Below are 25,464 nucleotides of genomic sequence, written 5' to 3'. Positions count from 1 at the left end.
CACAGCAAGACGTCCGCAGTTTGCATGATCATGCAGGACACTGCATACTTATTCTCATGTCCAAGGTGATCTCCTCCCTGCCCGTCGGCGAGCGCGTCGGCATCGCCTTCTCCGGAGGGCTCGACACGTCGGTCGCGGTCGCCTGGATGCGCGACAAGGGCGCGGTGCCGTGCACCTACACCGCCGACATCGGGCAGTATGACGAGCCCGACATCGCCTCGGTCCCCGGCCGCGCGAAGGCGTACGGCGCCGAGATCGCGCGCCTGGTCGACTGCCGCGCGGCGCTCGTCGAGGAAGGACTGGCCGCGCTGACCTGCGGCGCGTTCCACATCCGCTCCGGCGGCCGGGCGTACTTCAACACCACCCCGCTCGGCCGCGCGGTGACCGGCACGCTGCTGGTCCGCGCGATGCTGGAGGACGACGTCCAGATCTGGGGCGACGGCTCGACCTTCAAGGGCAACGACATCGAGCGGTTCTACCGCTACGGCCTGCTCGCCAACCCGAACCTGCGGATCTACAAGCCCTGGCTCGACGCCGCGTTCGTCACCGAGCTCGGCGGCCGCAAGGAGATGAGCGAGTGGCTGCTCGCCCACGACCTGCCGTACCGGGACAGCACCGAGAAGGCCTACTCCACCGACGCCAACATCTGGGGCGCCACCCACGAGGCGAAGACGCTGGAGCACCTGGACACCGGCATCGAGACGGTGCAGCCGATCATGGGCGTGCGGTTCTGGGACGCGGACGTCGAGATCGCGCCGGAGGACGTCACGATCGGCTTCGAGCGCGGCCGGCCGGTGACGATCAACGGCAAGGAGTTCGGCTCGGCGGTCGACCTGGTGATGGAGGCCAACGCGATCGGTGGCCGGCACGGTCTGGGCATGTCCGACCAGATCGAGAACCGGATCATCGAGGCGAAGAGCCGCGGTATCTACGAGGCCCCAGGGATGGCGCTGCTGCACGCGGCGTACGAGCGGCTCGTCAACGCGATCCACAACGAGGACACCGTCGCGTCGTACCACAACGAGGGCCGGCGGCTCGGCCGGCTGATGTACGAGGGCCGCTGGCTCGACCCGCAGTCGCTGATGCTGCGGGAGTCGCTGCAGCGCTGGGTCGGCGCCGCCATCACCGGTGAGGTCACGCTCCGGCTCCGGCGCGGCGAGGACTACTCGATCCTCGACACCACCGGCCCGGCGTTCAGCTACCACCCGGACAAGCTGTCGATGGAGCGCACCGAGGACTCCGCGTTCGGCCCGCTGGACCGGATCGGCCAGCTGACCATGCGCAACCTCGACATCGCCGACTCCCGCGCCAAGCTCGAGCAGTACGCCGGCCTCGGCATGATCGGCACCGCCCACGCCGAACTGATCGGCACCGGCGTCCCCCAGCTCATCGGCGACATGCCCGAAGGCGGCGCCGACCTGATCGCCTCCCGCGGCGAGGTCGACCCCGACGACGAACTCCTCGACCGCGCCGCCATGGAGTCCGGCACCGACTGACTCCCTCCCACCGCCTCCTCGCCCCGACGCCCACGCGCCGGCTACTCCTGGCTGACGCATACGCACCGGACCGAGGCCTCTCGGTCACCTACCGCGGGTACAGGAGACGGGGTCCGCGCCGCACAGCACCGGCCCCAGCCCGGAAGCGCCGGGCCGAGCTCGGCTGGTCTGGCTGGTCCGGGCGAGCTGGGCTGGCTGTTCCGGCCTGGGCCGGGCCGGGCTGGGCTGGGCTGTTCCGGTCCGAGCTGGGCCGGGCCGGGCTGGGCTGGGCTGTTCCGGCCTGGGCCGGGCCGGGCCGGGCTGGGCTGGGCCGGGCCGGGCTGTTCCGAGCTGGCTGGGCCGAGTTCGGCTGGTCCGTGCTGGTCTGGGCCGACCTCGGCTCGTCCGGGCAAGCGGACACCCGCGACGCAGACCGCTGGACCCGCTGGCCTGCCGGAATCCGCGCGGACGGCGATGGACGCGGACGTCAGCGCCACCCGACCGCAGCCGCCCGCCTGAACCACCGCTGCCTCCACCTGCGTCTCCACCTCCACCTCAGCCGTTTCAGGGGTTAACCCACGAACTACAGGGTTGGCCCACCAAATTCCGGTGGGCCAACCCTGCCTTTGACGGGTTAACCCCTGAGAGGTTCACGGCTGACCCCGCGGCTTCCAGGCTCGACGCGGCTGCGACGTTCTTGACGGTCAGCATGCGGCCGCACGCCTGGCGGTCCTGTCCGCTCCAGCGGCCGGTTCGCAACGCCAGCGCATGTTCCCCGTGCTGCCCCTGCACCAGGGGCTCGGTCGCCGGAGTCTCGAACCGCCGCGGCGGAACTCGTTGCCAACGGCTACGAAGGACACCGAGAAGTCCGCGTCGTTGCCGCCGACCCGCAACGACGTAACGCCTAATGCACTTGTCGACAAGCCCGTTCAGCGGTCAGGATCACCGGATGACCCGCGTCCCTGACCCCCTCGAAGCCGCCCGCCGGCTGGCCGCCGAATTCTTCCCCGACGCCACGTGGGTCATCCTGTCCGGCAGCGTTCTCACCTCGGCACGCACCGACGGTTCGGACCTCGATCTGGTCGTGCTGCTGCCCGAGGGCAGCCCCGAAGTACCTCGCCGCGAGTCGCTGTACTACGCCGGCTGGCCGGTCGAACTCTTCCTCCACGACACCGCGAGCCTCGACCATTACCTAGCCAAAGAACTGCCCGGCCGCCGCCCCGTGATGAACCGCATGATCGCCCAAGGCACCCCGGTGACCGGCGACCCGGGCTCCCTCCGGACGGACTGTCAGCGAATCCTCGCCGCCGGGCCCGGCTCACTCACCGCCGCGGAGACCGACAGCCTGCGCTACGCCCTGACCGACCTGCTCGACGACCTGACGCACGCCTCCCCCGACGAGCGCCCGGTGATCGCCACCGTCCTCTGGCTGCGCACCGCCGACGCCACCCTCGGGCTTCACCGCCACTGGATCGGCACCGGCAAGTGGATGTTGCGCGAACTCCGCGACCACGACCCGCAGTACGCCGCCCAGTGGCTCGCCGCGCAGACGGACCTCGACCAGCTCACCGCCCTCGCCCGCCAGGCCCTCGCTCTGGCCGGCGGCCCGCTGTTCGCCGGCTACCGCGTCCAGGGCGAACGCCCTCCGTCCTGAAAGCCGTACCTCCTGAAGAGGGCCAGCACAGCGAGAGCCTCGCCGACGACCATCGGCGAGGCTCTCAGCGAAGCTGCGGCAGATCAGGGCTTCTTGGCGACGCCGACCCAAAGGCTGCACATGACGTCGGTGAACTCGCCCTTCTCGACCAGTTCCTCGGTCTTCTCGTCCGGGTGCCAGCGGAACGGCGCGGACACGCCCGGCTCGACGAGCTCCAGGCCTTCGAAGAAGCGGGTGATCTCTTCCTTGCTGCGGACCTGCGCGTCACCGCCGTCGGCCTTGTAGACCTGGATCGCCTTCTCCCACAGCTCGGGGGCGAAGTCCGGCGTGCAGTGCGAGAACAGCAGGTACGACCCCGGCGCCAGCGCGTCGACGAGCTCCCGGACCAGGTCGTACGGCTTGAGCGCGTCGGGCAGGTAGTGGAACACCCCGACCAGGCTGAGCGCGACCGGCTTGCTCAGGTCGAGCGTGTTCTTCACCTCGTCGGAGGTCAGGATCGACTGCGGGTCGGTGACGTCGGCCTCGAGGTACGCCGTCTTGCCGCGCGGCCCGCTGGTCAGCAGGGCGCGGGAGTGGGCCAGCACGATCGGGTCGTTGTCGGCGTAGACGATGCGCGCCTCGGGCACCACCTCCTGCACGACCTCGTGCAGGTTGGGGCTGGTCGGGATACCGGTGCCGATGTCGAGGAACTGGGTGACGCCGCGCTCGGCGACGTACCGGGCCGCCCGGTGCATCCACATCCGGTTCGAGCGCGCCGCCGTCCGGAAGCCGGGGAACGCCTCGAGCAGGTGCTCGGCGGCCTGTCGGTCGATGGCGAAGTTGTCCTTGCCGCCGAGAAAGTAGTCGTACACCCGAGCACCGTGGGGCCGGTCCAGCCCGAGGCGTGCGTCCACGGATTTCTCGTCCTGGTCGACCATCAAAGCTCCCGAGTTCCTACGCCAACACGACAAGGGCGATCGTAGCCGATCCGCGACGCCACGTGATCCCCACGACTCAACCCTTTGCAGAAGGTTGACTACTGTCCTGTCGTACCGACCGGCGATGCGACGCGGAGGACGACGTGAACCCAGGCGAGAAGCTGGTGCGGGACCGCATCCCCGAGCTCATCCGCGCCAACGGCGAGGTCCCGATCAGCCACCAGGCCGACCCATCGGAGTACCGTCAACGCCTGCGCGACAAACTGACCGAGGAGGTCGACGAGTACCTCACCGCCGCCGACGAACAGGCGGTCGAGGAGCTCGCGGACGTGCTCGAAGTTGTCTACGCGCTGGCGGCCGATCTCGGCGTCGGCAAGGAAGAACTGGAGAAGCTGCGGCGAGCGAAAGCCGACCAGCGGGGAGCCTTCAACGACCGGGTAGTGCTGCGTGGCGTGATGCCTCGCGTCAGGCGGGGTTCTTGACACCGTAGCGGAGGTAGACGACGCCGTTGGCGAAGTGGCGTTGGTCGAGCAGTTCCAGGTCGACGCGGATGTCGTCGGGGAAGAACCGGTGGCCGCCGCCGACGATCGCCGGGCCGAGGAGGAGCTGGTACTCGTCGACCAGCCCGGCCCGGATCGCCTGCGCTGCCAGCACGGGGCCGTCGACGGTGAGGTTCAGCTCGGTCTCGGCCTTGAGCTTGCGCACCAGCTCCGGGTCGAACGACCGCTCGATCCGGGTCCGCTCGCTGGAGACCTGCTCGAGCGTGGTGGAGTACACGATCTTGTCGGCCGCCTGCCAGATCCGCGCGCAGTCCACGATGTACGGCGGTGCGTCCGGCAGCAGGTGCGCGGTCTCCCAGAAGACCATCGTCTCGTACATCCTGCGACCGACGAGGTAGGTCCCGGTCGAGCGCATCAGCTCGTTCATGAACACGTGCGACTCCTCGTCCGGGGCACCCCAGCCGAAGTTGCCCTCGGAGTCGCTCACGTAGCCGTCGACCGACGTGATCATCGAGTAGATCAGCGTGCCCATCGCCCACCTCACCTGCCGTAGAACCGCTTGCGATCTGCAAGCAGTTCGAGCAGCCTAGGGTAGACTGCTTTCAGAACGCAAGCGGTCGAACCCGCAGGAGGAGGAGACCGGATGACCGACGAGCACCGCTCGGGCTGCCCGATCAACCTCTCGCTCGAGGTCTTCGGCGACAAGTGGAGCCTGCTGATCCTGCGGGACATGATCTTCGGTGCGCAGCGGCACTTCCGCGACCTGCAGAAGGGCTCCCAGGAAGGCATCGCGTCGAACATCCTGGCCAGCCGGCTGAAGCACCTGGTCGAGCTCGGCATGCTGACCAAGCGCCCCGATCCCGCGCACAAGCAGAAGGCGATCTACAGCCTGACCGAAGCGTCGATCCAGCTGGTCCCGGTGATGGCCGCGCTGGGCAGCTGGGGTCTTCGCTGGCAGCCGGCCAGTGAGGAGCTGTCGATCCGCGCGCAACTGCTGGAGGAAGGCGGCCCCGAGCTGTGGAACCGGTTCATGGCCGAGCTCCGCGACGAGCACCTCGGCATCCCCGCGGAGCCGTCCGCCGACGGCAAACTCGTCCGGGAACGCCTGCAGGAGGCGTACCTCGCAGTGCTCGCCGAACGCGGCAAATCGCTTCCGTCAAAGGCCTGACTCGACCGACACGTGCGGAGCCAACGCCCGCAGGAAGTCCACCGCGTCGAACACGGCACCGGCCGAGCCCAGCCCGGTCCTCCGTGTCCGGCCCGCGAGGATTCGGCGTACGGCCTCGACGGCCAGGGGTGCCGTGACCGCGTAGATGTCCTGACCGCGGGCAACGGCTCGTCGCTCGTCGCCGTCCCTCCGCACGACGACGTCGACGACGAAGGTCTGGTCCGAACGCCCCGACTCGTCGACCGCCTCCGGCGCCGGAGTGTCCGTGTCGGCCAGGTCCCGCGCAGCCTCGACGGTCATGTACGTGCGGACTTCGGGGATCGGCAGGTGACTGGGAACGGTGACCACATCGGCCATGGTGAACTCCGCGATCACCACCCGGCGGCCCAGCGGCTCGGGAAAGGACCAGTCCTGCTCGGACGCCTTGTCCTCGTGGTACACCAGCCCGCCGCCCGTGAACCGCACCCGTCGACCCGCTCGACGCTCGTGGGACACCTGGCCCGCCAGCCGGGTGCCGGGCGTTGGTCGCCAACTGCTCAACCCGTACGCGACGTGCGCCTCGGCCGCGGCGGTCCAGTCCCCCATCGCGGCCGTGACCAGCAGATCGCCCAGCCCACCGAAGAAGGCCATCGCCGGCACCACCGACGTACCGGCCTCGCGAGCTGCGTCCGCGTAGTCGCCGAAGGTCGAGAGGTTCGCCTCGATCTCCGCAGCCACGTCGACGTACGGGATACCGGCTCGCAAGGCCGCCTCGACGACGGGCCCGGCCGTCACCGCGAACGGCCCGGCGCAGTTGATCACCGCCGCGGCACCACGCAAGGCGCGATCCAGCGAGCTCGGGTCGTCCACGGCAGCCGGCCGTACCTCGTGGTTGCCCTGGGCAAGTTCTTCCAGCCGCGCCGCGTTCCGCCCGGACAGGATCGGAACGAAACCCCGCTCGACCAGTTCCGCGACCACGAACCGCCCGGTGTGCCCCGTCGCCCCGTAGACCACGACTGCGTCCGCCGTACTCATGACTCTTCCCAACTCTCGACGTCCTGACGGTGCAACTCTCGCCGGACCCGAAGCGCGGGCGTGAGCGTCCGGAACGACGTCATGCGTACACTTTCGGACATGCACACCGTCGCGCTCGCGACTGCCGGTCGGCTGCTGCACTTCGAGCTGGCGGTGGCCTACGAGATCTTCAGCAACCCGCCGCTGGGCACCACCAACGGCTGGTACGACGTACTGCTCTGCGGCCCCGAGGCGATCCAGGTCGGCCCGTTCACGGTCGAGCCGGACCACGGCCTCGACCGGTTGGTCAGCGCGGACACCGTCATCGTGCCCGCATGCGTCGACGTGGACGACCCTCCCCCGCCGGAGCTGGTCGACGCCGTACGAGCTGCGCACGAGGCAGGTGCCCGAGTCGCGTCGCTGTGCACTGGCGCCTTCGCACTAGGCGCCGCTGGACTACTCGACGGCCGGCGCGCAACCACCCACTGGGCCCACACCGCCGAGCTGAGCGCCCGCCACCCCCGAGCTCTCGTCGACCCCGACGTCCTCTACACCGACAACGGCTCTGTTCTCACCGCCGCAGGCAAGGCCGCAGCCGTAGACCTGTGTCTGCACCTCATCCACCTTGACCACGGCGCGACTATCGCCAACACCGTCGCCCGCCGCCTGGTCATGCAGCCGCACCGTCCTGGCGGCCAGGCTCAGTTCGTCACCACCCCACTGCAAGCCGGCAGCGACCACCTGCTGGCCGGGCTGCTCGCCTGGACCCAGGAACGCCTGGACCAACCGCTCACCGTCACCGACCTGGCCCGCCAGGCCAACCTCAGCCCCCGCCACCTGACCCGCCAGTTCCGCGCCCTCACCGGCCAAACACCCCTGCAGTGGCTCCTGACCCAACGAGTACGCCGCGCCCAGCAGTTGCTGGAGTCCTCCACCGAGAACATCGACTCCATCGCCCGCTCCACCGGCATGGGCACCCCCACCACCCTCCGCCGCCGGTTCAAGAAGGTCGTCGGCGTCCCACCCGACACCTATCGCCGAAGCTTCCGTCCGGCCGTAGCAACCGTCGACACAGCAGCCGACTGAATCACTGAAGGCTCGTTGCCGAAGACGCCTGCAGCAGGCTGAGGACTTCGGCGGTGGGGCGGACGTCGCCGAAGGTGCGATAGACGGTGTGCAGCGTGGCGTTGAGGTCTTGGTCGCGGCGGGCGGCTGTGGCGTCGGCGACCATGAGGACGCGATAGCCGAGGGTGCTTGCGTCGCGAGCGGACGACTCGCAGCAGACGTTCGCCACGGTGCCGGTGATCAGGACGGTGTCGATCCCCCGGTCCTCCAGCAGGCCGGGCAAGTCGCAGCGTCCGGGGAAGAACGCGCTGGCGGCGGTCTTCTCCACCAGCAGGTCCTCGTCGTGGACCTCGAAGTCGCGCCAGACCCGATCGCGCAGTGGACCCGTGCCGCCGGACTCGCTGAACATCTTCGCGATGTCCGCGCCGAGGAACTCCTCAGTCACCGGCGATGGCTTGGTCCACCCGGGCAGCACCCACGCGACCGTCCCGCCGAGCCCGCGCAGCGTGTCCGCGAGCACGCTGATGTTGGGCAGGATCCCGCGCTCGTGCTCACCGTGCTCGACGAAGAAGGACACCATGTCGACGACCACCAGCGCCGTCCGGCTCGGCACCAAGCGCTGGTAGGCGTGCCGTCTCCCTCGCCGGGATTCCTGCCGCGCGTACTCACGGTCCTCGATCATCCAGTTGTGCAGCCTGGGAACCACCGTCGACGTCATGGCCGAACGGTCCCATCCGCCACCGACAATCGGCGTACTGGGCTCAGAAACCGAAGAGGCTCGGGTCGTCCGCCAGTTCTTTGAGGTGCTGCTGCGGGGCGGCGACCAGCTTCCGCGCCTGCAGATCCAGCAGACCTGCGACCGACTCCAGCTCCGCCGCGACCGTGCCGTCGGTCTTGCGGATCGTCTGCCGTACCCGAAAGGTCTTGCCCTCGGCCCAGTCGAACACACAGGTCACCTCGACCTCGTCGCCCGCGAGCAGCTCCCGCTGGTAGCGGATGGTGGTCTCCAGGACCACCGGCCCCACGCCTCGGCGGATCAGGTCCGCCTGCCGGATGCCCGCCGCCTCGAGCATCGACCACCGGGCATGCTCGGCGTAGTTCAGGTACACGGCCTGGTTGAGATGGCCCTGGGTGTCGGTCTCGTAGCCACGGACCGTCACAGACACAGCAAACACGGCTTCTCCTCGGAGCGCTGGTTTCCGGTCCCAGAGCCGGCGTGGGTGCTCCGGGACCGCGCGGCGGGTGGATCAACGGGTGGCGCGAGCCGCCCTGTGGATGAGCGTAGCGACGTCGTCCGGCTCGGAGACGGCGACCGCGTGCGAAGCGTCGAGCTCGACCGTGCGCGACTTGGCCCGCTCGGCCATGAAGCGCATCGACGCGGCGGGAATGGCGAGGTCCTCGGTCGAGATCAAAGCCCAGGACGGGATGGTTTTCCACGCTGCCCTCGTCGCTTCGTCCTCCAGCGCGGACTGGGCGATCGGGCGCTGGGTGGCGGCCATCAGCTCGGTCGTCCGCCGCGGAACATCCGCCGCGAAGACCCGGCGGAACTCCTCCTGCTTGATGTACAGGTCGGATCCGGTGGAGCCGTCGGCGGCCGGGAAGGGCACCGGGTCGAGCGCCGGCCCGAGCTCGCCGCCGGGGTACTTGGCGGCCAGTTCGCTGGTGCTCTCACCGACGTCGAGCTGGAAGCTGGCGATGTAGACCAGCGCCTTCACGTCACTGTCCCCGTCGGCGGCCTGGCTCATCACCGACCCGCCGTACGAGTGGCCTGCGAGCACGATGGGGCCCTGGACGCTGTCGAGCACGCTGCGCAGGTACTGCGCGTCGCTGTGCAGGCCGCGGAGCGGGTTCGCCGGGGCGATGACCGGGTAACCCTTGCGCTTGAGTTCGGCGATCACGCCGTTCCAGCTGGACGAGTCCGCGAACGCACCGTGGATCAGGACGACCGTGGGCTTCGCGGAGGGGGCGTTCGACGCCGTCGCGGCGACGCCGGTCGACAACAGACCGGCGATCACCACACCGGCGGCGATGGCGGTGCGCTTGAGTTTCATGGGGATGTCCTTCCGGGGTCAGCGCGATCAGTGGGTGGTGGCGCGGGCGGCGGCGTCGATCAGCTCGGCGACGGCGGCCGGGTGGGACACGGCGACAGCGTGCGAGGCGTCGAGCTCGACGGTGGTGGACTCGGCGCGCTTGGCCATGAACCGCATCGACTCGGCGGGGATGGCGAGGTCCTGGGTGGAGATCAGGGCCCAGGACGGAATCGACTTCCAGGCGGCCTTGGTCGCCGTGTCCTCCAGCGCCTTGGCGGTGATCGGCCGCTGCGTGGCCGCCATCAGGCCGGTCGTCTGCTCGTCCACGTCCGCGGCGAAGACGCGGCGGAACTCCTCCTGCTTGATGTACAGGTCGGATCCGGTGGAGCCGTCGGCGGCCGGGAAGGGCACCGGGTCGAGCGCCGGCCCGAGCTCGCCGCCGGGGTACTTGGCGGCCAGTTCGCTGGTGCTCTCACCGACGTCGAGCTGGAAGCTGGCGATGTAGACCAGCGCCTTGACGTCGTGATTCCCGTCAACGGCCTCGCTCAGCACGGACCCGCCGTACGAGTGGCCGGCGACGACGACCGGACCGGTCAGGTGGTCGAGCACGCTGCGCAGGTGGGCGGCGTCCTCGGACAGACCGCGCAGCGGGTTGGCGACGGCAACGACCGGGTAGCCGCGGCCGGTCAGCTCGGCGATCACGCCGTTCCAGCTCGCGGACTCGGCGAAGGCGCCGTGCACCAGGACGACGGTGGGCTTGGCGGAGTCGTGGGAGGTGGTGGTCATCGGGCTTTCCCTTCAGTTGGAGCGGCTGACTGCCGCTGAATGGAATATGCAATATATCGCTGACACTTGTCAACGCCGACTGCCGACTTGAACATTCCCCGAAGGTGTGAGCAATATATTGCATGCCCATCCCTCAGAACGCGCCGTCGATCGATCGGCGTCTGCTCCGCGACGACGTGTATCACCGCCTCCGCGACGCGATCGTCGACGGCACCTTCGCGCCCGGCGAGCAGCTGCGCGACGCCGACCTCGCCACCTGGCTCGGCGTCAGCCGTACGCCGATCCGGGAGGCGCTGCTGCGCCTGTCGGAGGCCGGGCTGGTCGTCGCTCAGCCGGGCCGGTCCACGACGGTGAGTTCGCTGGACCTGCGCGAGATCCGCGAGGCCCGGGACGTCGTCGCGGCGATGCACGAGCTCGCCGTCCGCGACGCGGTCGAGAGCCTCACCCAGGACGACCTCGAGGCGATGCGCGCAGCCAACGACCGGTTCCGGGTGGCGATCGAGCAGAACGACATCGAGGCGGCGTTGCGCGCCGACGACGAACTGCACGGCATCCCGGTGACCGTGGCCGCGAACCGAGCACTGGCCGCGGTGCTGGACCAGTTCACCCCCGTCGTACGCCGGGCCGAGCGGCTGCGCTTCTCCTCACTCGGCGGCCGCGCGTCGCTCGCCCGGCACGACGACCTGATCCGGCTGTGCGCCGCCGGCGACGTGGACCGGGCGGCGGCCGTCGCGTTCGACACCTGGCGCACCCTGCCGACGCTGGAAGAGGAGTGACCATGGCGTTGTCCGACTTCCCCCGCCATCGACTCACCTTCGGCCCCAGCCCGGTTCACCCGCTCCCTCGCCTGAGCACCCATCTCGGCGGGGCATCGATCTGGGCCAAGCGCGAGGACTGCAACTCCGGGCTCGCGTACGGCGGCAACAAGACCCGCAAGCTCGAGTACATCGTTCCGGACGCGCTCGCCCAGGGTGCCGACACGCTGGTCTCGATCGGCGGGTACCAGTCCAACCACACCCGCCAGGTCGCCGCGGTCGCCGCATCCCTCGGTCTGAACGCCGTGCTGGTGCAGGAGAACTGGGTCGACTGGCCGGACTGCGTCAACGACCGGGTCGGCAACATCCTGCTGAGCCGGATCATGGGCGCCGAGGTCCGGCTCGACCCAGCCGGTTTCGGCATCGGCTTCAAGGACTCGTGGGCCCGGGCGATCGAGGACGTGAAAGAGCGCGGCGGTACGCCGTACGCGATCCCGGCCGGCGCCTCCGACCACCGGCTCGGCGGACTCGGCTTCGCCAACTGGGCCTACGAGGTGGAGCAGCAGGAACGCGAGCTGGGCGTCTTCTTCGACACCATCGTGGTCTGCGCGGTCACCGGCTCCACGCAGGCCGGCATGATCGCCGGCTTCGCCGCGCTCGAGCACGCCGGCGGCCGCCCGCGCCGGGTGATCGGCATCGACGCCAGCGCCAAGCTCGACGAGACCCGTGACCAGGTCGCCCGGATCGCGCGCGCCACCGCCGAGCTCATCGGCGTACCCCGTCCCCTGCGCGACGACGAGATCACCGTCCTGCCCGGCTGGGCCGGCGACCTGTACGGCGTACCGGTGCAGTCGACGCTCGACGCGATCCGGCTCACCGGCCAACTCGAAGGCGTCATCATCGACCCCGTCTACGAGGGCAAGTCGATGGCCGCCCTGATCGACCTCGTCACCACCGGCGACATCCCGCGCGACGCCACCGTTCTCTACGCGCACCTAGGCGGTCAGCCGGCGCTCAACGCGTACAGCAGCCTCTTCACCCACACCCACCGTCTCCCCTGACGCCCGGCCGGTCGCAACTTTCGCCGAACCGCACTCATCGAGAGTGGTAGTCGGCGCTGCCGGCAACAACCGTCAGGAGCCTGACATGTACGCATCACCAACACGCACCAGACAACGCGCTGTGATCGGCGGCCTCCTGGCCTCGCTGACAGCTGCAGCCCTTCTGGTAGCGGGCAGCCCACCCGCATCCGCACACTCCGTCGAACCAGCCGTCCTCAGCAAGGTACTCGTGTCCTGCCTGGACGGCGGCCCCGGAATCGTCGCCAAGCTGCGCAACCCCAACAAAACAGCCATGGACTACATGGTCGCCTTCTCAGGCGGCGACTACGCCGAGTCGTACGTCGTCTCCCCTGCCGCCCACTCCTCCGTACCCGTCCAGTTCGGCGGCATGTCCAACGGCACCTACACCCTGATCGTCTGGAACGCCGCAGGCGACGTCATCGCCGAAACCCCGGTCGACGTGAACTGCTGAACCAGGCTTCCGCATAGTCGTTCGCGATCCACTCGATGAGGGCGATCGTGGCATCTGATGGTGGGGCGGGTGGGGCTCGAACCCACGACCCAAGGATTATGAGTCCTCTGCTCTGACCGGCTGAGCTACCGCCCCCGGCGCCTGCGGCGGCGCTCGGGAGATCGTATCTGGTCCGGGCGGTGGTTGTCGGCGACGGAGGATAGCGCGGCGGGGCGGGCCGGCCGCCGTGGTTATCCACAGACGGAGAGTTACTTTTCAGTCACTTGGTGTAGTTGTCCACTGATTGCGAATCCTCCCGTTCTGACGGTCTGAAACGCGGCACCATCCCTTTGAGAGAGAGGGGAGACGCATGGCCGAGATGGACTGCGATGCCGCCGACGTGACCGGGCTGGTCGCCTACCTGCGCGACCTCGGGCGGCACGATCTGCTGAGTCCGGACGAGGTGTACGAGTTGTCGTCGTGGATCGAGGCCGGGGTGCTGGCGGGCGAGCGACTGGCGCGGGCGGCACCGTCGGAGGCGGTCGCGCCGGAGGAGCAGGTCGAGCGGGCCGACCTCGCGGCGCTGGCCGAGTTGGGTGAGGCTGCGCGGCGGCGAATGATCGAGGGCAACTTGCGGCTCGTGGTTTCGCTCGCGAAGCGGTACACGGGCAAGGGGTTGTCGCTGCTGGATCTGATCCAGGAGGGCAACATCGGGTTGATGCGCGCTGTCGAGCGGTTCGACTACAAGCTCGGGCACCGGTTCTCGACGTACGCGATCTGGTGGATCCGTCAGGCGCTCGGGCGGGCGATCTCGGACCGGTCCCGGCTGGTGCGGATGCCGGCTCAGGCGTACGTCGATGCCGGGCGGGTCGCGGTGGTGCAACGGGAGCTCATCCAGCGGTTGGAGCGGGAGCCAACCATCGAGGAGCTCGCCCGAGCCACCTCCCTCACCGTCGCGCGGGTCGAGCGCGCGCTGGCGTGGAAGCTCCGCCCGGAACCACTCGACGGACACGACAGCGATCAGGTGATCGACGACGAGACGCTGCTGCAGCGGGCTGCCTTGCGCCGCGATCTGCACTGCCAGCTGGAGTTCCTGGACGACCTGAAGCAGGACGTACTGCGGTTGCGCTACGGCCTTCACAACACGCCGCAGTCCAGCTTGGAGGAGACGGCCGAGTACTTGAGCTTGCCGCCGGCCCGGGTGCGGTCGCTTGAGCTGGAGGCGCTCCGGCATCTGCGCAAAGCACCAGGCTTGCGGGAGTACGCGTCGCCATAGTCGGAGGCATGGTGAATGCCGCCTGGTCGACGTGGATCCAGTTACTCCCTTCTGCGTGTCCGATGGTCTGCTTGCCCCGGTGGCAGTGGCGGGTGCGCTCGGTCGTGACCTCGTTGTGGTAGTTGGTGCGCCGGCCAGGCGCCGGGGGTCACCTGCAGGGTGCTTGCCTGCAGGTGACCCCGCGCCGTCGCCGGAGGCGAACCTGGGGAGGATTGCGCGGCGGCGAATCTGCTGAAGGCTGAGACGAGGAGCACCTCGCGGCGTACCCGGATGTCGTCCCGCTTTCGGCACCCCCGGCACCCCGAACCCACTTCGCCACCACCGCCTCACCGGAACCGCACCGGGACACCCCTGATCCCGTGCGTCGCCCCAGCTCCACCGCGCCGATCCTCGAGGCCTCACAGCACCACCGCGCCAAGCCCGTCGCGTCATCCCAGGGGTGAGGCGGTGGGGGTTGGGGGTGGCTGGGACGATAGGAGGTGTGGTGAGACTTCGGCGTGGTGGGTGGCCCTCTGAGTTGGTCGAGGGGGTTCGGGTTGCTGCGGGTGGGCGGGACGACATCCTGGCGGCGGTTGAGTTGAGTGACGGGACGTGGGTCGCGGGGACGCGGGCGGCGGTCTATCTGCCGGACGGGGACAAGTTGCGGCGGGTGGGGTGGGAGGCGATCGAGCGGGCTGCTTGGGACTCGGAGGCTTCCGTGCTGCACGTGTTCGAGACGACTGCGTTCGGGACTCCGCTGCGGGCGACGGATCTGGCGGTGGACGACCCGGGGCGGTTCGGGCAGTTGCTGCGGGAGCGGATCGACGCGAGTGTACTGGTGCAGCGTCATGTGCCGCTGGTCGGGAAGAAGGGTGTCCGGATCGTCGGGCGGCGGAATCCAGCCGAGGCGGACGCTCCGGTCGCCTGGAACTTCGTTCTGGACAAGGGATTGGAGCCGGACCGGCCGGGGCTGATCGAGCAGGCGGAGGCGGCGCTGCGCAGCGTTCGGGAGGAGTTCGGCATCTGACCTGGAAGCGATCTCCGGCGGCCGGTTCGGGGCGGCGAATCCCGTTTTTGTAGTTCGGCCGGGGACTGCTAACCTAATCCGGTCCTCGGGGATCGGGGACAGGAAACACCACTGATCCCGCGTAGCTCAATTGGCAGAGCAGCCGGCTGTTAACCGGCAGGTTACTGGTTCGAGTCCAGTCGCGGGAGCAACAACCGACAAGCCGGTTCCGACCTCGGAGCCGGTTTTTCTGTGCCTACGACGTCGGTCAGGTCACTGCACGTCGCGGCGTGGAGCTTCGGCGTGATCGACCAGCTGGAAGTTGCCGAGAAACGCCCGTCGCTCTCCCGGTCGCCGGCGAGCGCGGCAACGCTCAGGACGTCTTGATACCGGGCGACAGCGTGCGCTGGCTGCGGGCCGAGGCCGGTCTGGCCGTCGATGAGTACTCGGGCGGAGTGAACACGAAGGCAAGGCGCACTGTTGCTGTGCCCACCGGCCCTGGACTTGCGGCCGCATGCGTACAGCCGGCATGCACTGGAGAGGTGTCACCCGCATCAGGGGTGATCGGACAGTTGAGTTGGTCGACGCGAGGACGTCGTGCTGCCGAACGACGACACCGACCCGCACGTGCCGGCCGGCACCCTCGACGTCTCACCCACCGCCCGGTCTGGGCCGCTCGTGCGAGCCCACTAATGCTGAGGCCGTGCTCCTTGACGCGGATGAGCGCCGAGCCTCGTCCGAGCAGCGCGCAAACGAAGCTGACAGGGCTGAGCTGCTCCTCTTGGGCCGTCCGGGGACTGGTCAGGAGATGCAGAATTCGTTGCCTTCGGGGTCTTGCAGGACGATGGCGCCCGACTGGCCGTCGTAGTGCTCGTCGCGGAGGTGGGTTGCGCCGGCGGCGAGGAGTTTGAGGGCGGTTGCGCGGATGAGGTGAGCGCGGGCGGCCAGGTTCCACGGGGGTTCGCCGGCTACGCGGATGTCGATGTGCGGCGGTTCTGGCGGTTTTGGGTTCGGGGACGCGGAGGAAGCCGATGGCGGGGCCCTTGCCGCTGGGGTCGACGATCGAGGCGCCGTCGGGGTCGTCGTAGCCGGGCTCGGGAACGTAGTCGAGGGCTAGGGCCCAGAAGGCGGCCAACCGGTGGGGTCGGCGGCGTCGCAACCCAAGGTCCAGTGTTTGGCCATGGGGAGCACGGTAGTGGGAACGCGGACGGGCCGCGTCCGGGACGCATAGCGAGTGTTGTCCGCGGACGCGGTCCAGGGACCGCTGGCCGGGAGTGCAGTTGCGCCACCCCGGTCAGGGGTGTCAGTCGGTGAGGAACCGCCGGTGCAGGCGGCGTACGGGGGGCTAGCTCTTGTTGTTCTTGCGGCGCTCGATCGCGCGCTGGATGCGGTGCTGTGGTTGCCCGGTCAGCTTGGCGATCAGGGGGACGCGGAACTTGTACGCCGCGACGGCGCCCACGAGCAGCACCAAGAGGATGAACCAGCCCATCGAACTTCTCCTTCGGTCGGACCTGGATACCATCATCCCTCGCCGGCGGGTGGAATCACTGGGTCATGGCCCTGACTGAGCCCTGGTTTCCGGCAAGCAGGCGGAGCCGGTGCCCCCGGAGGACCCGGTGCCCGGGGGAACCCGGCGACCGGCGACCCGGCACCCGGCACCCGGCACCCGGCACCCGGACCCCAACGACCCGGCGACCCGGCGACCCGCAAGAACTACAGCGCGCCGGAGATCGCCTGCTCGCGCAGTTCGGTCCGGTACTGCTCGAGCGCGATCAACTCGCCGAACATGCGGTTGTAGTCGTCGGCCTTGTCGATCGGGTTCGTGCGCTGCAGCTTCGACTTCAGGTCGGCGATCCGGCGCAGGCAGGTCAGTTCCTGCAGCCGGGCCAGGTGGGCCCGGGCGAACCGCTCGTCGGGCTCACGGCCGATGCGCAGGGGTTCGACGGCCAGCGCGCTGACCACCGCGGCGGCCGGATCGTTGCCCATGGCATCGCGCACCGCGACCACCCAGGCCTCCCCCGGCGCGGCCTGCGCCGGGCCGCCGACCTTGGCCATCGCGGACCGGACGGCGGCCAGCCAGGGATGGGTGAAGTCGTGGTCGTCGAGCTCGTCGAAGGCGACGCCGACCAGGGCCGGGTACTGCATCGCGAGCTTCAGCACGTCCCACTCCATCAGGAACCGGGGATCGCGCGGGGACGGCAGGTTCACCTTCGGCGGCGGCGGAGCCTCGGTCTGTACGACGACCGGCCCGCGATCGGCCGGAGCCGACTTGGTCGGTGCCGGGCGGGACGCGGCGCGGTGCACCTCGTTGCGGACCTGGTCGACCTCCATGCCCAGCAGGCCGGCCAGTTCGCGGGTGAACGCGTCCACCTTCGACCGGTCGCGGATGCTCACCACCAGGGTCGCGGCGTCACGGAGCGCGTCGATGCGGGTGTCAGCCCGGTCGAGGTCGTACTTCGCTAGCCGGTTGGTCAGCACGAACCGGTACAGCGGCACTCGCCGGCCGATCAGCTCGCGCACCGCCGCGTCGCCCTTCTGCAGCCGCAGGTCGCACGGGTCCAGCCCGTCCGGCTCGACCGCGACGTACGTCTGCGACGCGAACGCCTGGTCGCCCTCGAACGCCTTGACCGCCGCCCGCTGGCCGGCCTCGTCGCCGTCGAAGGTGAAGATCACCTCGCCGCGGAACTGGTCGTGGTCCAGCAGCAGCTGCCGCAGCACCCGCGCGTGGTCCTCACCGAACGACGTGCCGCAGGTCGCGACCGCGGTCTGTACGCCGGCCAGGTGGCAGGCCATCACGTCGGTGTAGCCCTCGACCACGACGGCCTGCTTGCCCTTGGCGATCTCCCGGCGGGCCAGGTCCACGCCGTACAGGACCTTGGACTTCTTGTAGATCACCGTCTCGGGGGTGTTGAGGTACTTCGCCTCGATCTTGTCGTCGTCGAACAGCCGCCGGGCGCCGAAGCCGATCACGTCCGAGGCGGCGTCCCGAATCGGCCACATCAGCCGGCCGCGGAACCGGTCGTACAGGCCGCGCTGGTTGTCGCCGACCAGTCCGGAGGCGACCATCTCGGCGTTGCTGAAGCCGCGGCCGCGCAGGTGCGTGACCAACTGGTCGCCACCGCGCGGCGAGAACCCGACGCCGAAGTGCGCGGCGGCGTCGCGGTCGAAGCCCCGCTTGTCCAGGAACTGCCGGCCCAGCGTCGCCTCGGGGGCGCCGAAGAGCAGTTCGGAGTAGAACTCGGCGGCGACCCGGTGCGCCTCGACGAGCCGCGGCCGCTGGTTGCTCTGCGACTTCGGCATCGGCGCGCCGGACTCGTCGTACCGCAGCTGGATGCCGGTCTTCGCGGCCAGCGTCTCGACCGCCTCGTGAAAGCTGATCTGGTCGATCTTCTGGATGAAGTCGATGACGTCGCCGCCCTCTTGGCAGCCGAAGCAGTAGAAGAACCCCCGGGCCGGGGTCACGTTGAACGACGGCGACTTCTCGTCGTGGAACGGGCACAGGCCCTTCAGCGACCCGCCGCCGGCGTTCTTCAAGGTCACGTACGAGCCGACGACCTCGTCGATCCGCGCGCGCTCGCGCACGAGCGCGATGTCCTCTTCCTTGATCCTGCCTGCCACCCCGCGAGTCTACGGTCATCCCGAAGTGGCGCGCTGCCCCGGTCAGCTACCCCTGGACGTCGGCGAGCCCCACCGTGGGATCGGTCAGCCGGGCCGGGTCGACCGGCCGTCCGGAACGGATCAGCTCCTGGATGCCGTCGATCGCGCCCCAGGTGTTCACGTGCATCCCGGCGAGCACGTGCCGCGCCTCGTCCAGCCAGAACGCGAGGTACGCCCCGGACGCCGGATCGCCGCGCAGCACCACCTGGTACGCCGTACCGCGCGGCACGTCGCCGGCGTACTCCATGCCCACGTCGTACTGGTCGGTGAAGAAGAACGGCAACGCGTCGTGCGCCACGTCTTGGCCGAGCATCGCCTTCGCGGCGACGGCGCCACTCTGCTTCGCGTTCGACCAGTGCTCGACGCGGACCGGACGGCCCAGCAGCGGGTGCTGCCACCGGGCCACGTCACCCGCGGCGTACACCCCGGCCACGTTCGTCCGAAGGTCCGGACCGGTGACGATGCCGGCACCGTTCTCCCGCGTCGCGACCTCGATCCCGGCCGCCTCGGCGAGCTCGGTGTTCGGCTGGACGCCGACGCCGACGACCACCAGGTCGGCCGGTACGACCTCGCCCGCCGACGTCCGTACGCCGGTGACCCGGTCGCTGCCCTCGAAACCCTCGACGCCGGTCCCGAACCTCAGCCGTACGCCGTGCTGCCGGTGGAGCTCGGCGAACAACGCACCGACCTGCTCCCCCAGCACCGACGCGAGCGCCGTCGGCTGCGGCTCGATCACCGTCACCTCGCAGCCGCGCTCCTTCGCGGCGGCCGCAGACTCCAGGCCGATCCAGCCGGCGCCGACGACCACCACCCGCGGCTTCGCGGCGTACGCGGCGGTGAGTGCCTGGGAATCGCCGGCGGTTCGCAGGTAGTGCACGCCGGCGAGGTCCCCACCCGGTACGTCGAGTCGGCGGACGCGGGATCCGGTGGCGATCAGCAGTTCGTCGTACCCGGTGGTCCGGCCGTCGTCGGTGGTCACGGTCTTGGCCGCGGTGTCGAGGGCGATGACAGTCGTCCCGAGGCGCAGCTCGATCGAGCGGTCGTCGTACCACTGCTGGTCGTGCAGCTGGGCCGACTCCGGCTGGTCCTTGCCGAGCAGAACGCCCTTGGACAGCGGCGGCCGCTCGTACGGCAGTTCGCTCTCGGCGCCGATCAGCACCACCTGGCCGGGGTAGCCCTCCGACCTGAGGGTCTCGGCAGCCGAGGCCCCGGCCAGACTCGCTCCGACGATTACGATCCGCTGTGCATCGGTCATGGAATGAGGTTAAGCCTTGAATCACCGAGGTCGAGGGGCGCGGGCGCTGGAGCAGCGGGTCGTGGACGTCATCCATGCCCGCGGGCTGCGGCCGGGCATGGCGCTGCCGACCGAGCCGCAACTGGTGGAGCTGCTCGGCGCCAGCCGGAACAGCGTGCGCGAGGCCGTCCGGGCGTTGCAGGCGCTGGGCATCGTGGAGATCCGGCACGGGTACGGGACGTTCGTCGGGGACGCGTCGTTGAGCGGGTTGTCCACGTCGCTCGCGTTCCGGGTCCGGGCAGGGGTCGGAGCGATCCAGGATCTGGTGGAGGTCCGTGAACTGCTCGAGACCGGGCTGATCGGCACGGTCGCGACCGACGGGTTGAGCACGGCTCGGCTGGCGGAGCTGGACGAGCTGGTGGCGATGATGGCAGTGGACAGCGAGGCGGACCGGGCTTTCCACGCGCTGCTGTACGCCGACTGCGGCAACGAGCTGGTCCTGCGGCTGATCGAGCTGTTCTGGGACACCTACCACGAGGTCGAGCACGTTCTCGGCGAGCCGGCGGAGCGGACCGAAGCCACCGTCGGCAACCATCGCCGGATCCTCGACGCCGTCCGGGCCAAGGACCCGGCCGCGGCGCGCGCGGCGATGCAGAAGCACTTCGCCGAGGTCCGCACCCGGATCGCCCAGGCGACGGAGACGTAGGCCGGCCGCCCGACGACTTCCACCGCGCCGTTCGCTCCGGACGACGCGCGGCCGCCGCCCGAAAGGAACCCACCGCGAGATGGGTCCCTGCGTGGGGGACGCGCAGAAAGCAGGGGTCAGCCGGTGAGGTGCCGGTGCCAGGCCTGGGCCGAGGGATCGGTGAGTGAGGCGACCTGGTCGATGACGACGCGCAGCCGGGTCGCGTCGTCCGGGGCCGCGCGGAAGTCGGCGGCGAACGGGGCGTCCAGATTGTCCGGAGCGGTCTTGCACAGCGCCTCGACGAGCTCGGTGAGCAGCTCGCGCTGGATCGCGCGGCGGTGCTGAAGCTCGGGCGAGTTGAGCACGTGGAACATGCCGACACCCTTGAGCAGCGCGATCTCGGCCCGGACCGCGTCGGGAATCACCAGGTCGGCGTCGTACCGGACCAGGTGGGCACCGCGGCCGAAGCGGGCCCGGGTGGCCTGCTCGGCCGCGGTGCAGAACCGGCCGATCAGCTGGCTGGTCAGGTCCTTCAGGCCACCGAGCGCGCGCCGGCTGTCGTCGAACGGCGCGCGCGGCCAGTACGGCAACGCGGTCAGCCGGTCCCAGCCCTCGTCGAGCTCCGCGTCCGTGGCGTCGGGCAGGTACGCGTCGCGCACGGTCTGCCAGTACCGCGCCCGCTCGGCGCCGACCCGGTCCAGGTCGATGCTGTGGGCAACGATTCCGTCCTCGACGTCGTGCACCGAGTAGGCGACGTCGTCGGCGAAGTCCATCACCTGGGCCTCCAGGCAGCGCTCGTCGCCGAGACCCTGCCGGAGCCACTCGAACACCTCGAGGTCGTCGTCGTACACGCCGAACTTGCGAACGCCGGCGCGACGCGGCCACGGGTACTTCGTGGCCGCGTCCAGGGTCGCGCGACTCAGGTTCAGGCCGGCGCTGCGGCCGTCGGGGGTGAAGGTCTTCGACTCCAGCCGGGTGAGCAGCCGCAGGGTCTGCGCGTTGCCCTCGAAGCCGCCGATGTCCGCGGCGAGCTGGTCGAGCGCGCGCTCACCGTTGTGGCCGAACGGCGGGTGGCCGAGGTCGTGGGCCAGGCAGGCGGCGTCGACGATGTCGGGATCGCAGCCGAGCGCACCGGCCAGCTCGCGGCCGATCTGGGCGACCTCGAGGCTGTGGGTCAGCCGGTTGCGCACGAAGTCGTCGCTGCCCGCCGTCGCGACCTGCGTCTTGGCGGCCAGCCGCCGCAGCCCCGCGCTGTGCAGCACCCGCGCGCGGTCGCGCGCGAACGCCGTCCGCCCCGGCCGCTTGACCGGCTCCGCCACCCAGCGCTCGGCGTCGTGCTCGTCGTAGCCCTCCGACTGCTTCCTCATCACCCCCTACGCTACTGGCCGGCACCGACACTTCCCGCCGGCGCTACTGCGGCCGGACGTTGTGGTTGGCGGCGAACAGGTTGGCCGGGTCGTACTGCCGCTTCACCGTCGCGAGCCGCCGGTAGGTCTGCGCCGGGTAGATCGCGGCGACGTCGTCCTCGGTGGCGGTGGCGTGGAAGTTCGCGTAGATGCCGCTGACGTACGGCGCGAGCCGGCCCCAGATCGCGTCCAGCCCCGGGCGTGCGGCCTCGACGACCGGCTGCGGGCCGGCCGTGATCGTCACGAACATCAGCTCCGCCTGCCGGTGCGGGAAGGCGGTCGCGTCGTCGGCGACCCGGGACACCGCTCCCCCGACGCTGCGCACGGAGATGAACGGCGACCGCTCCGACCGCGCGGTCTCGGCGAGGGCGTCCAGCGCTCCGGGCACCGACGACGGGTCGACGAACGCGCTCCGGGTGCTGACCTGGAAGCCGGGCGGCGGCGTCATGCCCTCCTCGAGCGTGTCCGCGTACGGCCGCAGCACGACGTCGTCGTCGATCACCGTGCCGAGCCGGCGGATCGGGTCGATCGCCCGGGCCGCGGCCTCGGGGTCGTCGCCGTCGAACGCGAGGTGGATCTCGACCGGCGCCTCGGGCCCGCCGGCGAAGGGGTTGGCGAGCAGGGCGATCGAGGTGAGTTCCTCGGGCGCTGTGCGCAGGTGGTCCGCCCAGCCGCGCAGTACGCCGGGCAGTTCCGCCGCCGGGAAGGTGATCTTGCCGAAGAAGACGTCGGTGGTCGGGTGGGCCCGGAACTCGAAGGTGGTGACGACGCCGAAGTTGCCGCCGCCACCGCGAATCGCCCAGAACAGCTCCGGGTTGTGCTCGGCGCTGGCCTGCACGACCTCGCCCGCGGCGGTGACCACCTCGACGGAGACCAGGTTGTCCAGCGCCAGCCCGTACTTCCTGACCTTCCAGCCGATGCCGCCGGTGAGCGTGAGCCCGCCGACGCCGACGCTCCTGGTGTCGCCGGACGAGATCGCCAGGCCGTGCGGGGCCAGCGCGGCCGCCACCTGACCCCAGGTGGCGCCGCCGCCGATCCGGACCAGGTGACGTTCCTTGTCGGTGACCTCGACCTCGGCGAGCTCGCCGAGGTCGATCACGACCCCGCCGTCGTTGGTGCCGAAGCCGGGAAAGCCGTGGCCGCCGCCGCGCACGGACAGCGCCAGCCCCGCCGCCGCGGCGAAGCGAACGCCGGCCCGCACGTCATCGGCACTCTTCGGCCGCAGCACGACGGCCGGGCTGCCCGCGACGAGCACCGAGCGGCTGACCGCTGCGTACTGCGTTGCGCCCGGCTCGATGATGTCGCCGCCGAAGTCGCGGCGAAGGGTGTCCAGCGCTGAACTCATGGTGTTCCTTCCGAGGAGGTTCTGTTCCGCGCCGGCCGGCCCCGTCGTACGGCGGGGCCGGCCGGACGAACACTTGACTCCTGCGGCCGACCCGATGTGACAAGCCACCGAAGTGACCTGCACCACACGAGTCGGCCGGACACCCCTAGGCCCACCCTCCTTGAACCATGGTCTGGAACTTCCACTCGCCGTCGATCCGGATCAGCAGATCGCCGTAGCGGATCGGCGTGACGTGACCCTCGTACGTCATCGTGCCGTCGCTGATCACGAAGACCAGGCTGTCGGACAGGAAGTGCGGAGTGCGCGTCGTGCTCAGCTGAACGTCACCCGCGCCACCCATCACCTGCGCCATCTGGGCGACGTACGACTCCCGCCCGAGCTGCTCGGCCTTGCCGTTGCCCTTCCCGTCGTCGGTCACCTCGTTGAGCGGGAAGACCGCGACGTCGGCCATGCCCTCGTAGTCCTGCGCCGCGGCCAGCGCGTCGAACCGCTCGAACCACTGCAGCACGCTCGCCACGTCCGCCTCGCTCGGCACGAATCCGGCCGTCGGCACCTGCTGTGTCTCGGTCAAGACATCTCCTCCCGGGTAAACTCCGTACAGTGTACCCAGTTCAACGGCGCACGTCGCCGGTTTGTTCCCGGAGCGGGAAAGAGGTCAGCCGGAGACGCAGTAGCGCAGCCAGACGACGCCGCGCTCGAAGACCTCGACATTGGCCGGCGCCAGGTCGAGCCGGCCGGTGAAATCGCCGTGCCAGCGGGGGCCGGAGCCGACGACGACCGGATGGATCAGCAGGCTGAGCTCGTCGACGAGACCGAGCTCGAGCAGTACGCCGAGCAGCGTGCCGCCGGTGTCGACGCGCACCACTCGAGCGTCCCGCCTCTTGCCCAGCCACTGCAGGGTCTCGGCGAGGTCGACGCGGTCGTACCCGGTGACCAGCTCAGGCGTTGTGCTGTCCGGCGGCCGGGCCGGGGTTTGATCGGCGTACAGGGCGAGGACGTCGGACCAGTGGCCGAGGTTGCGCAGGCCCTCCCACTCGCGCACCCGTGCCCGGCTGTCGACGACCGCGAGCAACGGACCAGCTTCCCGCGGACCCGGCTGCGGCGCCGAGCGGACCGCGGCCTCCTGGGCGAGGATCGTGTCCGCGCCGACCAGCGTCACGTCCTCCTGCCACAACGTCGCCATCGCGTAGAACCGGGCCAGGTCCACGTCGAAGCCGGCGGTCGCTCCGTCCACCGAGACCGCCAGATGACCCACCACATGTGGCCGCATACCTCGCACAGTAGGGGCCGCCACCGACAGATTTCGGCGGAAGTCACCAGGGCAGCGGGGTGCCGGCCGGGGCGGCCGACTGCAGGCGGGCACGGATCGCCGTTCGGGCCTGGCCGTAGATCGTGTCGTGGTCGTCGCGCAGCAGCGAGGCGAGGTTGGCCGAGTCGTAGAAGGCGTTCAGCTCGAACGCGAGGTGCGCCGGATCGGCGTCCAACTCCCCCAGCTCGACCGCCTCGGCGACAACCTGCTCGACCAGAGCCATCCACTCGCCGTTGACCTCGGCCAGGTAGTCGCGCACGCCGCCGGGCCGCGCGCCGAACTCGTGGGAGGTCTTGGCGAAGAAGCAGCCGCCAGGGAAGACCCGCCGGCGCGAGTAGTCGAGCCAGCTCTCGCTGAGCGCCCAGACCCGACCGACGCCCGGCGGTACGGCGTACGCGGGCTCGACGACGGCTCGGGCGTAGATCGCGCGGGCAGCACGAACGGTGGCCAGCTGCAGCTCCTCCTTGGAGCCGAAGTGCGCGAACAGGCCGCTCTTGCTGATCTGGAGCTCCTTGGCGAGGCGGCCGATCGACAACCCTTCGAGGCCGTCGACCGAGGCGATGTCCACCGCGGCGCGCAGCACGGCGCGACGCGTCTGGTCACCGCGGACCAGCCGGCCGTCCACCCGGGTCGTCCCCATCGCCACCTCCTCGGACCGAAATCCTAAGGCCGTTGACGGCTGCCCCCGGCCGAACTAATAATACGATCGTTC

Annotated in this window: 26 protein-coding genes, 2 tRNA genes and 1 pseudogene; 12 read left to right on the top strand and 17 right to left on the bottom strand. The window is 70.0% G+C overall.

The features are described 5' to 3' along the window. Positions 1–56: 56 nt before the first annotated feature. Together argG and KFLA_RS12500 are read left to right on the top strand one after the other, a co-directional pair. Positions 57–1,496 (top strand): argininosuccinate synthase, encoded by a 1,440-nt coding sequence (gene argG / locus KFLA_RS12505; RefSeq protein WP_012920157.1) that lies wholly within the window; start codon positions 57–59, stop codon positions 1,494–1,496. A 928-nt stretch (positions 1,497–2,424) separates the two neighbouring features. Continuing rightward, complete coding sequence (locus tag KFLA_RS12500; RefSeq protein ID WP_012920156.1) at positions 2,425–3,129, top strand: nucleotidyltransferase domain-containing protein; 705 nt, start codon at positions 2,425–2,427, stop codon at positions 3,127–3,129. An 83-nt stretch (positions 3,130–3,212) separates the two neighbouring features. On the opposite strand, the gene KFLA_RS12495 is transcribed toward KFLA_RS12500, so the two are convergent. Then, positions 3,213–4,046, bottom strand: coding sequence for an SAM-dependent methyltransferase (locus KFLA_RS12495; RefSeq protein ID WP_012920155.1), 834 nt, complete (start codon positions 4,044–4,046; stop codon positions 3,213–3,215). A gap of 143 nt (positions 4,047–4,189) precedes the next feature. Here KFLA_RS12495 and KFLA_RS12490 point away from each other — a divergent pair, with 143 nt between their 5' ends. After that, positions 4,190–4,528, top strand: a complete 339-nt coding sequence (locus KFLA_RS12490) for a nucleoside triphosphate pyrophosphohydrolase (RefSeq protein WP_012920154.1) — start codon at positions 4,190–4,192, stop codon at positions 4,526–4,528. Here KFLA_RS12490 and KFLA_RS12485 read toward each other — a convergent pair. Continuing rightward, positions 4,512–5,078 (bottom strand): dihydrofolate reductase family protein, encoded by a 567-nt coding sequence (locus KFLA_RS12485; protein WP_012920153.1) that lies wholly within the window; start codon positions 5,076–5,078, stop codon positions 4,512–4,514. The genes KFLA_RS12490 and KFLA_RS12485 overlap by 17 nt on opposite strands. 111 nt (positions 5,079–5,189) lie before the next feature. Between KFLA_RS12485 and KFLA_RS12480 the strand changes: the two genes are divergently transcribed. After that, positions 5,190–5,714, top strand: a complete 525-nt coding sequence (locus tag KFLA_RS12480) for a winged helix-turn-helix transcriptional regulator (RefSeq protein ID WP_012920152.1) — start codon at positions 5,190–5,192, stop codon at positions 5,712–5,714. Here KFLA_RS12480 and KFLA_RS12475 read toward each other — a convergent pair. After that, entirely contained in the window at positions 5,703–6,728 is a 1,026-nt protein-coding gene (locus tag KFLA_RS12475; protein WP_012920151.1) for a saccharopine dehydrogenase family protein, read from the bottom strand. The genes KFLA_RS12480 and KFLA_RS12475 overlap by 12 nt on opposite strands. 99 nt (positions 6,729–6,827) lie before the next feature. Here KFLA_RS12475 and KFLA_RS12470 point away from each other — a divergent pair, with 99 nt between their 5' ends. After that, positions 6,828–7,793: a GlxA family transcriptional regulator gene (locus KFLA_RS12470; protein ID WP_041289293.1), complete on the top strand. Its 966-nt coding sequence runs from the start codon at positions 6,828–6,830 to the stop codon at positions 7,791–7,793. A 1-nt stretch (position 7,794) separates the two neighbouring features. Here the strand turns inward: KFLA_RS12470 and KFLA_RS12465 are convergent, their stop codons facing one another. The 4 genes from KFLA_RS12465 to KFLA_RS12450 form a co-directional block, all read right to left on the bottom strand. Next, on the bottom strand, positions 7,795–8,490 hold the full coding sequence (locus tag KFLA_RS12465; protein ID WP_012920149.1) for a cysteine hydrolase family protein: 696 nt from the start codon (positions 8,488–8,490) through the stop codon (positions 7,795–7,797). 43 nt (positions 8,491–8,533) lie between these two features. Then, positions 8,534–8,947 carry an acyl-CoA thioesterase gene (locus tag KFLA_RS12460; protein WP_012920148.1) on the bottom strand — a complete coding sequence of 138 codons (414 nt, stop codon included), beginning with the start codon at positions 8,945–8,947 and terminating at the stop codon, positions 8,534–8,536. A gap of 72 nt (positions 8,948–9,019) precedes the next feature. Beyond that, entirely contained in the window at positions 9,020–9,823 is an 804-nt protein-coding gene (locus KFLA_RS12455; RefSeq protein WP_012920147.1) for an alpha/beta fold hydrolase, read from the bottom strand. A 27-nt stretch (positions 9,824–9,850) separates the two neighbouring features. Then, positions 9,851–10,588: an alpha/beta fold hydrolase gene (locus tag KFLA_RS12450; protein WP_012920146.1), complete on the bottom strand. Its 738-nt coding sequence runs from the start codon at positions 10,586–10,588 to the stop codon at positions 9,851–9,853. Positions 10,589–10,710: 122 nt separating this feature from the next. Here KFLA_RS12450 and KFLA_RS12445 point away from each other — a divergent pair, with 122 nt between their 5' ends. The 3 genes from KFLA_RS12445 to KFLA_RS12435 all read left to right on the top strand — a co-directional run bounded on the left by KFLA_RS12445 (position 10,711) and on the right by KFLA_RS12435 (position 12,876). After that, positions 10,711–11,364, top strand: a complete 654-nt coding sequence (locus KFLA_RS12445; RefSeq protein WP_012920145.1) for a GntR family transcriptional regulator — start codon at positions 10,711–10,713, stop codon at positions 11,362–11,364. A gap of 2 nt (positions 11,365–11,366) precedes the next feature. Beyond that, positions 11,367–12,404, top strand: coding sequence for a 1-aminocyclopropane-1-carboxylate deaminase (locus tag KFLA_RS12440; protein ID WP_012920144.1), 1,038 nt, complete (start codon positions 11,367–11,369; stop codon positions 12,402–12,404). 229 nt (positions 12,405–12,633) lie between these two features. After that, positions 12,634–12,876 (top strand): hypothetical protein, encoded by a 243-nt coding sequence (locus tag KFLA_RS12435; RefSeq protein WP_041289292.1) that lies wholly within the window; start codon positions 12,634–12,636, stop codon positions 12,874–12,876. A 58-nt stretch (positions 12,877–12,934) separates the two neighbouring features. On the opposite strand, the gene KFLA_RS12430 is transcribed toward KFLA_RS12435, so the two are convergent. Continuing rightward, a tRNA-Ile gene (locus KFLA_RS12430) sits at positions 12,935–13,011 on the bottom strand. Between the two features lie 214 nt (positions 13,012–13,225). Here KFLA_RS12430 and KFLA_RS12425 point away from each other — a divergent pair. The 3 genes from KFLA_RS12425 (at position 13,226) to KFLA_RS12415 (ending at position 15,325) form a co-directional block, all read left to right on the top strand. After that, on the top strand, positions 13,226–14,131 hold the full coding sequence (locus KFLA_RS12425; protein ID WP_012920142.1) for a sigma-70 family RNA polymerase sigma factor: 906 nt from the start codon (positions 13,226–13,228) through the stop codon (positions 14,129–14,131). A gap of 577 nt (positions 14,132–14,708) precedes the next feature. Further along, the gene (locus tag KFLA_RS12420; protein WP_237706785.1) at positions 14,709–15,137 is read left to right on the top strand and encodes a hypothetical protein; all 429 of its coding nucleotides are present in this window, start codon (positions 14,709–14,711) and stop codon (positions 15,135–15,137) included. A 115-nt stretch (positions 15,138–15,252) separates the two neighbouring features. Next, positions 15,253–15,325, top strand: a tRNA-Asn gene (locus KFLA_RS12415). A 592-nt stretch (positions 15,326–15,917) separates the two neighbouring features. Here the strand turns inward: KFLA_RS12415 and KFLA_RS38795 are convergent. The 4 genes and pseudogenes from KFLA_RS38795 to KFLA_RS12405 all read right to left on the bottom strand — a co-directional run. Further along, positions 15,918–16,127 (bottom strand): annotated as a pseudogene (locus KFLA_RS38795) (VOC family protein); the annotation flags it as partial. 334 nt (positions 16,128–16,461) lie between these two features. Continuing rightward, positions 16,462–16,605: a hypothetical protein gene (locus KFLA_RS37420; RefSeq protein ID WP_012920139.1), complete on the bottom strand. Its 144-nt coding sequence runs from the start codon at positions 16,603–16,605 to the stop codon at positions 16,462–16,464. 224 nt (positions 16,606–16,829) lie between these two features. After that, positions 16,830–18,734 (bottom strand): DNA primase, encoded by a 1,905-nt coding sequence (dnaG, locus tag KFLA_RS12410; RefSeq protein WP_012920138.1) that lies wholly within the window; start codon positions 18,732–18,734, stop codon positions 16,830–16,832. A 46-nt stretch (positions 18,735–18,780) separates the two neighbouring features. After that, entirely contained in the window at positions 18,781–20,028 is a 1,248-nt protein-coding gene (locus KFLA_RS12405) for an NAD(P)/FAD-dependent oxidoreductase (protein WP_012920137.1), read from the bottom strand. 16 nt (positions 20,029–20,044) lie between these two features. Here KFLA_RS12405 and KFLA_RS12400 point away from each other — a divergent pair, with 16 nt between their 5' ends. Continuing rightward, complete coding sequence (locus KFLA_RS12400) at positions 20,045–20,713, top strand: FadR/GntR family transcriptional regulator (RefSeq protein ID WP_012920136.1); 669 nt, start codon at positions 20,045–20,047, stop codon at positions 20,711–20,713. Positions 20,714–20,829: 116 nt separating this feature from the next. Here KFLA_RS12400 and KFLA_RS12395 read toward each other — a convergent pair whose 3' ends face one another. From KFLA_RS12395 to KFLA_RS12375, 5 genes are all read right to left on the bottom strand, one after another. After that, the gene (locus KFLA_RS12395) at positions 20,830–22,059 is read right to left on the bottom strand and encodes a deoxyguanosinetriphosphate triphosphohydrolase (protein ID WP_012920135.1); all 1,230 of its coding nucleotides are present in this window, start codon (positions 22,057–22,059) and stop codon (positions 20,830–20,832) included. Positions 22,060–22,102: 43 nt separating this feature from the next. Beyond that, the gene (locus KFLA_RS12390; protein ID WP_012920134.1) at positions 22,103–23,443 is read right to left on the bottom strand and encodes an FAD-binding oxidoreductase; all 1,341 of its coding nucleotides are present in this window, start codon (positions 23,441–23,443) and stop codon (positions 22,103–22,105) included. Positions 23,444–23,588: 145 nt separating this feature from the next. Next, positions 23,589–24,014 carry a Cif family virulence factor gene (locus tag KFLA_RS12385; RefSeq protein ID WP_012920133.1) on the bottom strand — a complete coding sequence of 142 codons (426 nt, stop codon included), beginning with the start codon at positions 24,012–24,014 and terminating at the stop codon, positions 23,589–23,591. Between the two features lie 84 nt (positions 24,015–24,098). After that, positions 24,099–24,713 carry a dihydrofolate reductase family protein gene (locus tag KFLA_RS12380; RefSeq protein ID WP_012920132.1) on the bottom strand — a complete coding sequence of 205 codons (615 nt, stop codon included), beginning with the start codon at positions 24,711–24,713 and terminating at the stop codon, positions 24,099–24,101. A 43-nt stretch (positions 24,714–24,756) separates the two neighbouring features. Beyond that, on the bottom strand, positions 24,757–25,392 hold the full coding sequence (locus KFLA_RS12375) for a TetR/AcrR family transcriptional regulator (protein ID WP_012920131.1): 636 nt from the start codon (positions 25,390–25,392) through the stop codon (positions 24,757–24,759). Between the last annotated feature and the right edge of the window lie 72 nt (positions 25,393–25,464).

It is taken from the genome of Kribbella flavida DSM 17836 (genome assembly GCF_000024345.1).
GTDB classification, from domain to species: domain Bacteria; phylum Actinomycetota; class Actinomycetes; order Propionibacteriales; family Kribbellaceae; genus Kribbella; species Kribbella flavida.
Note: the sequence above shows the minus strand (reverse complement) of the source record. Positions and strands in the feature narration are given on the sequence as shown.

Excerpts from the sequence above, each read along its gene's own strand:
- KFLA_RS12475 (WP_012920151.1), bottom strand. The coding sequence starts at position 6,728 with ATGAGTACGGCGGACGCAGTCGTGGTCTACGGGGCGACGGGGCACACC.
- KFLA_RS12425 (WP_012920142.1), top strand. The coding sequence starts at position 13,226 with ATGGCCGAGATGGACTGCGATGCCGCCGACGTGACCGGGCTGGTCGCC.
- KFLA_RS12480 (WP_012920152.1), top strand. The coding sequence starts at position 5,190 with ATGACCGACGAGCACCGCTCGGGCTGCCCGATCAACCTCTCGCTCGAG.
- KFLA_RS12395 (WP_012920135.1), bottom strand. The coding sequence starts at position 22,059 with ATGAGGAAGCAGTCGGAGGGCTACGACGAGCACGACGCCGAGCGCTGG.
- KFLA_RS12470 (WP_041289293.1), top strand. The coding sequence starts at position 6,828 with ATGCACACCGTCGCGCTCGCGACTGCCGGTCGGCTGCTGCACTTCGAG.
- argG (WP_012920157.1), top strand. The coding sequence starts at position 57 with ATGTCCAAGGTGATCTCCTCCCTGCCCGTCGGCGAGCGCGTCGGCATC.
- KFLA_RS12500 (WP_012920156.1), top strand. The coding sequence starts at position 2,425 with ATGACCCGCGTCCCTGACCCCCTCGAAGCCGCCCGCCGGCTGGCCGCC.
- KFLA_RS12455 (WP_012920147.1), bottom strand. The coding sequence starts at position 9,823 with ATGAAACTCAAGCGCACCGCCATCGCCGCCGGTGTGGTGATCGCCGGT.
- KFLA_RS12465 (WP_012920149.1), bottom strand. The coding sequence starts at position 8,490 with ATGACGTCGACGGTGGTTCCCAGGCTGCACAACTGGATGATCGAGGAC.
- KFLA_RS12450 (WP_012920146.1), bottom strand. The coding sequence starts at position 10,588 with ATGACCACCACCTCCCACGACTCCGCCAAGCCCACCGTCGTCCTGGTG.
- KFLA_RS12375 (WP_012920131.1), bottom strand. The coding sequence starts at position 25,392 with ATGGGGACGACCCGGGTGGACGGCCGGCTGGTCCGCGGTGACCAGACG.
- KFLA_RS12380 (WP_012920132.1), bottom strand. The coding sequence starts at position 24,713 with ATGCGGCCACATGTGGTGGGTCATCTGGCGGTCTCGGTGGACGGAGCG.
- KFLA_RS37420 (WP_012920139.1), bottom strand. The coding sequence starts at position 16,605 with ATGGGCTGGTTCATCCTCTTGGTGCTGCTCGTGGGCGCCGTCGCGGCG.
- KFLA_RS12440 (WP_012920144.1), top strand. The coding sequence starts at position 11,367 with ATGGCGTTGTCCGACTTCCCCCGCCATCGACTCACCTTCGGCCCCAGC.
- KFLA_RS12495 (WP_012920155.1), bottom strand. The coding sequence starts at position 4,046 with ATGGTCGACCAGGACGAGAAATCCGTGGACGCACGCCTCGGGCTGGAC.
- KFLA_RS12390 (WP_012920134.1), bottom strand. The coding sequence starts at position 23,443 with ATGAGTTCAGCGCTGGACACCCTTCGCCGCGACTTCGGCGGCGACATC.
- KFLA_RS12485 (WP_012920153.1), bottom strand. The coding sequence starts at position 5,078 with ATGGGCACGCTGATCTACTCGATGATCACGTCGGTCGACGGCTACGTG.
- KFLA_RS12405 (WP_012920137.1), bottom strand. The coding sequence starts at position 20,028 with ATGACCGATGCACAGCGGATCGTAATCGTCGGAGCGAGTCTGGCCGGG.
- KFLA_RS12445 (WP_012920145.1), top strand. The coding sequence starts at position 10,711 with ATGCCCATCCCTCAGAACGCGCCGTCGATCGATCGGCGTCTGCTCCGC.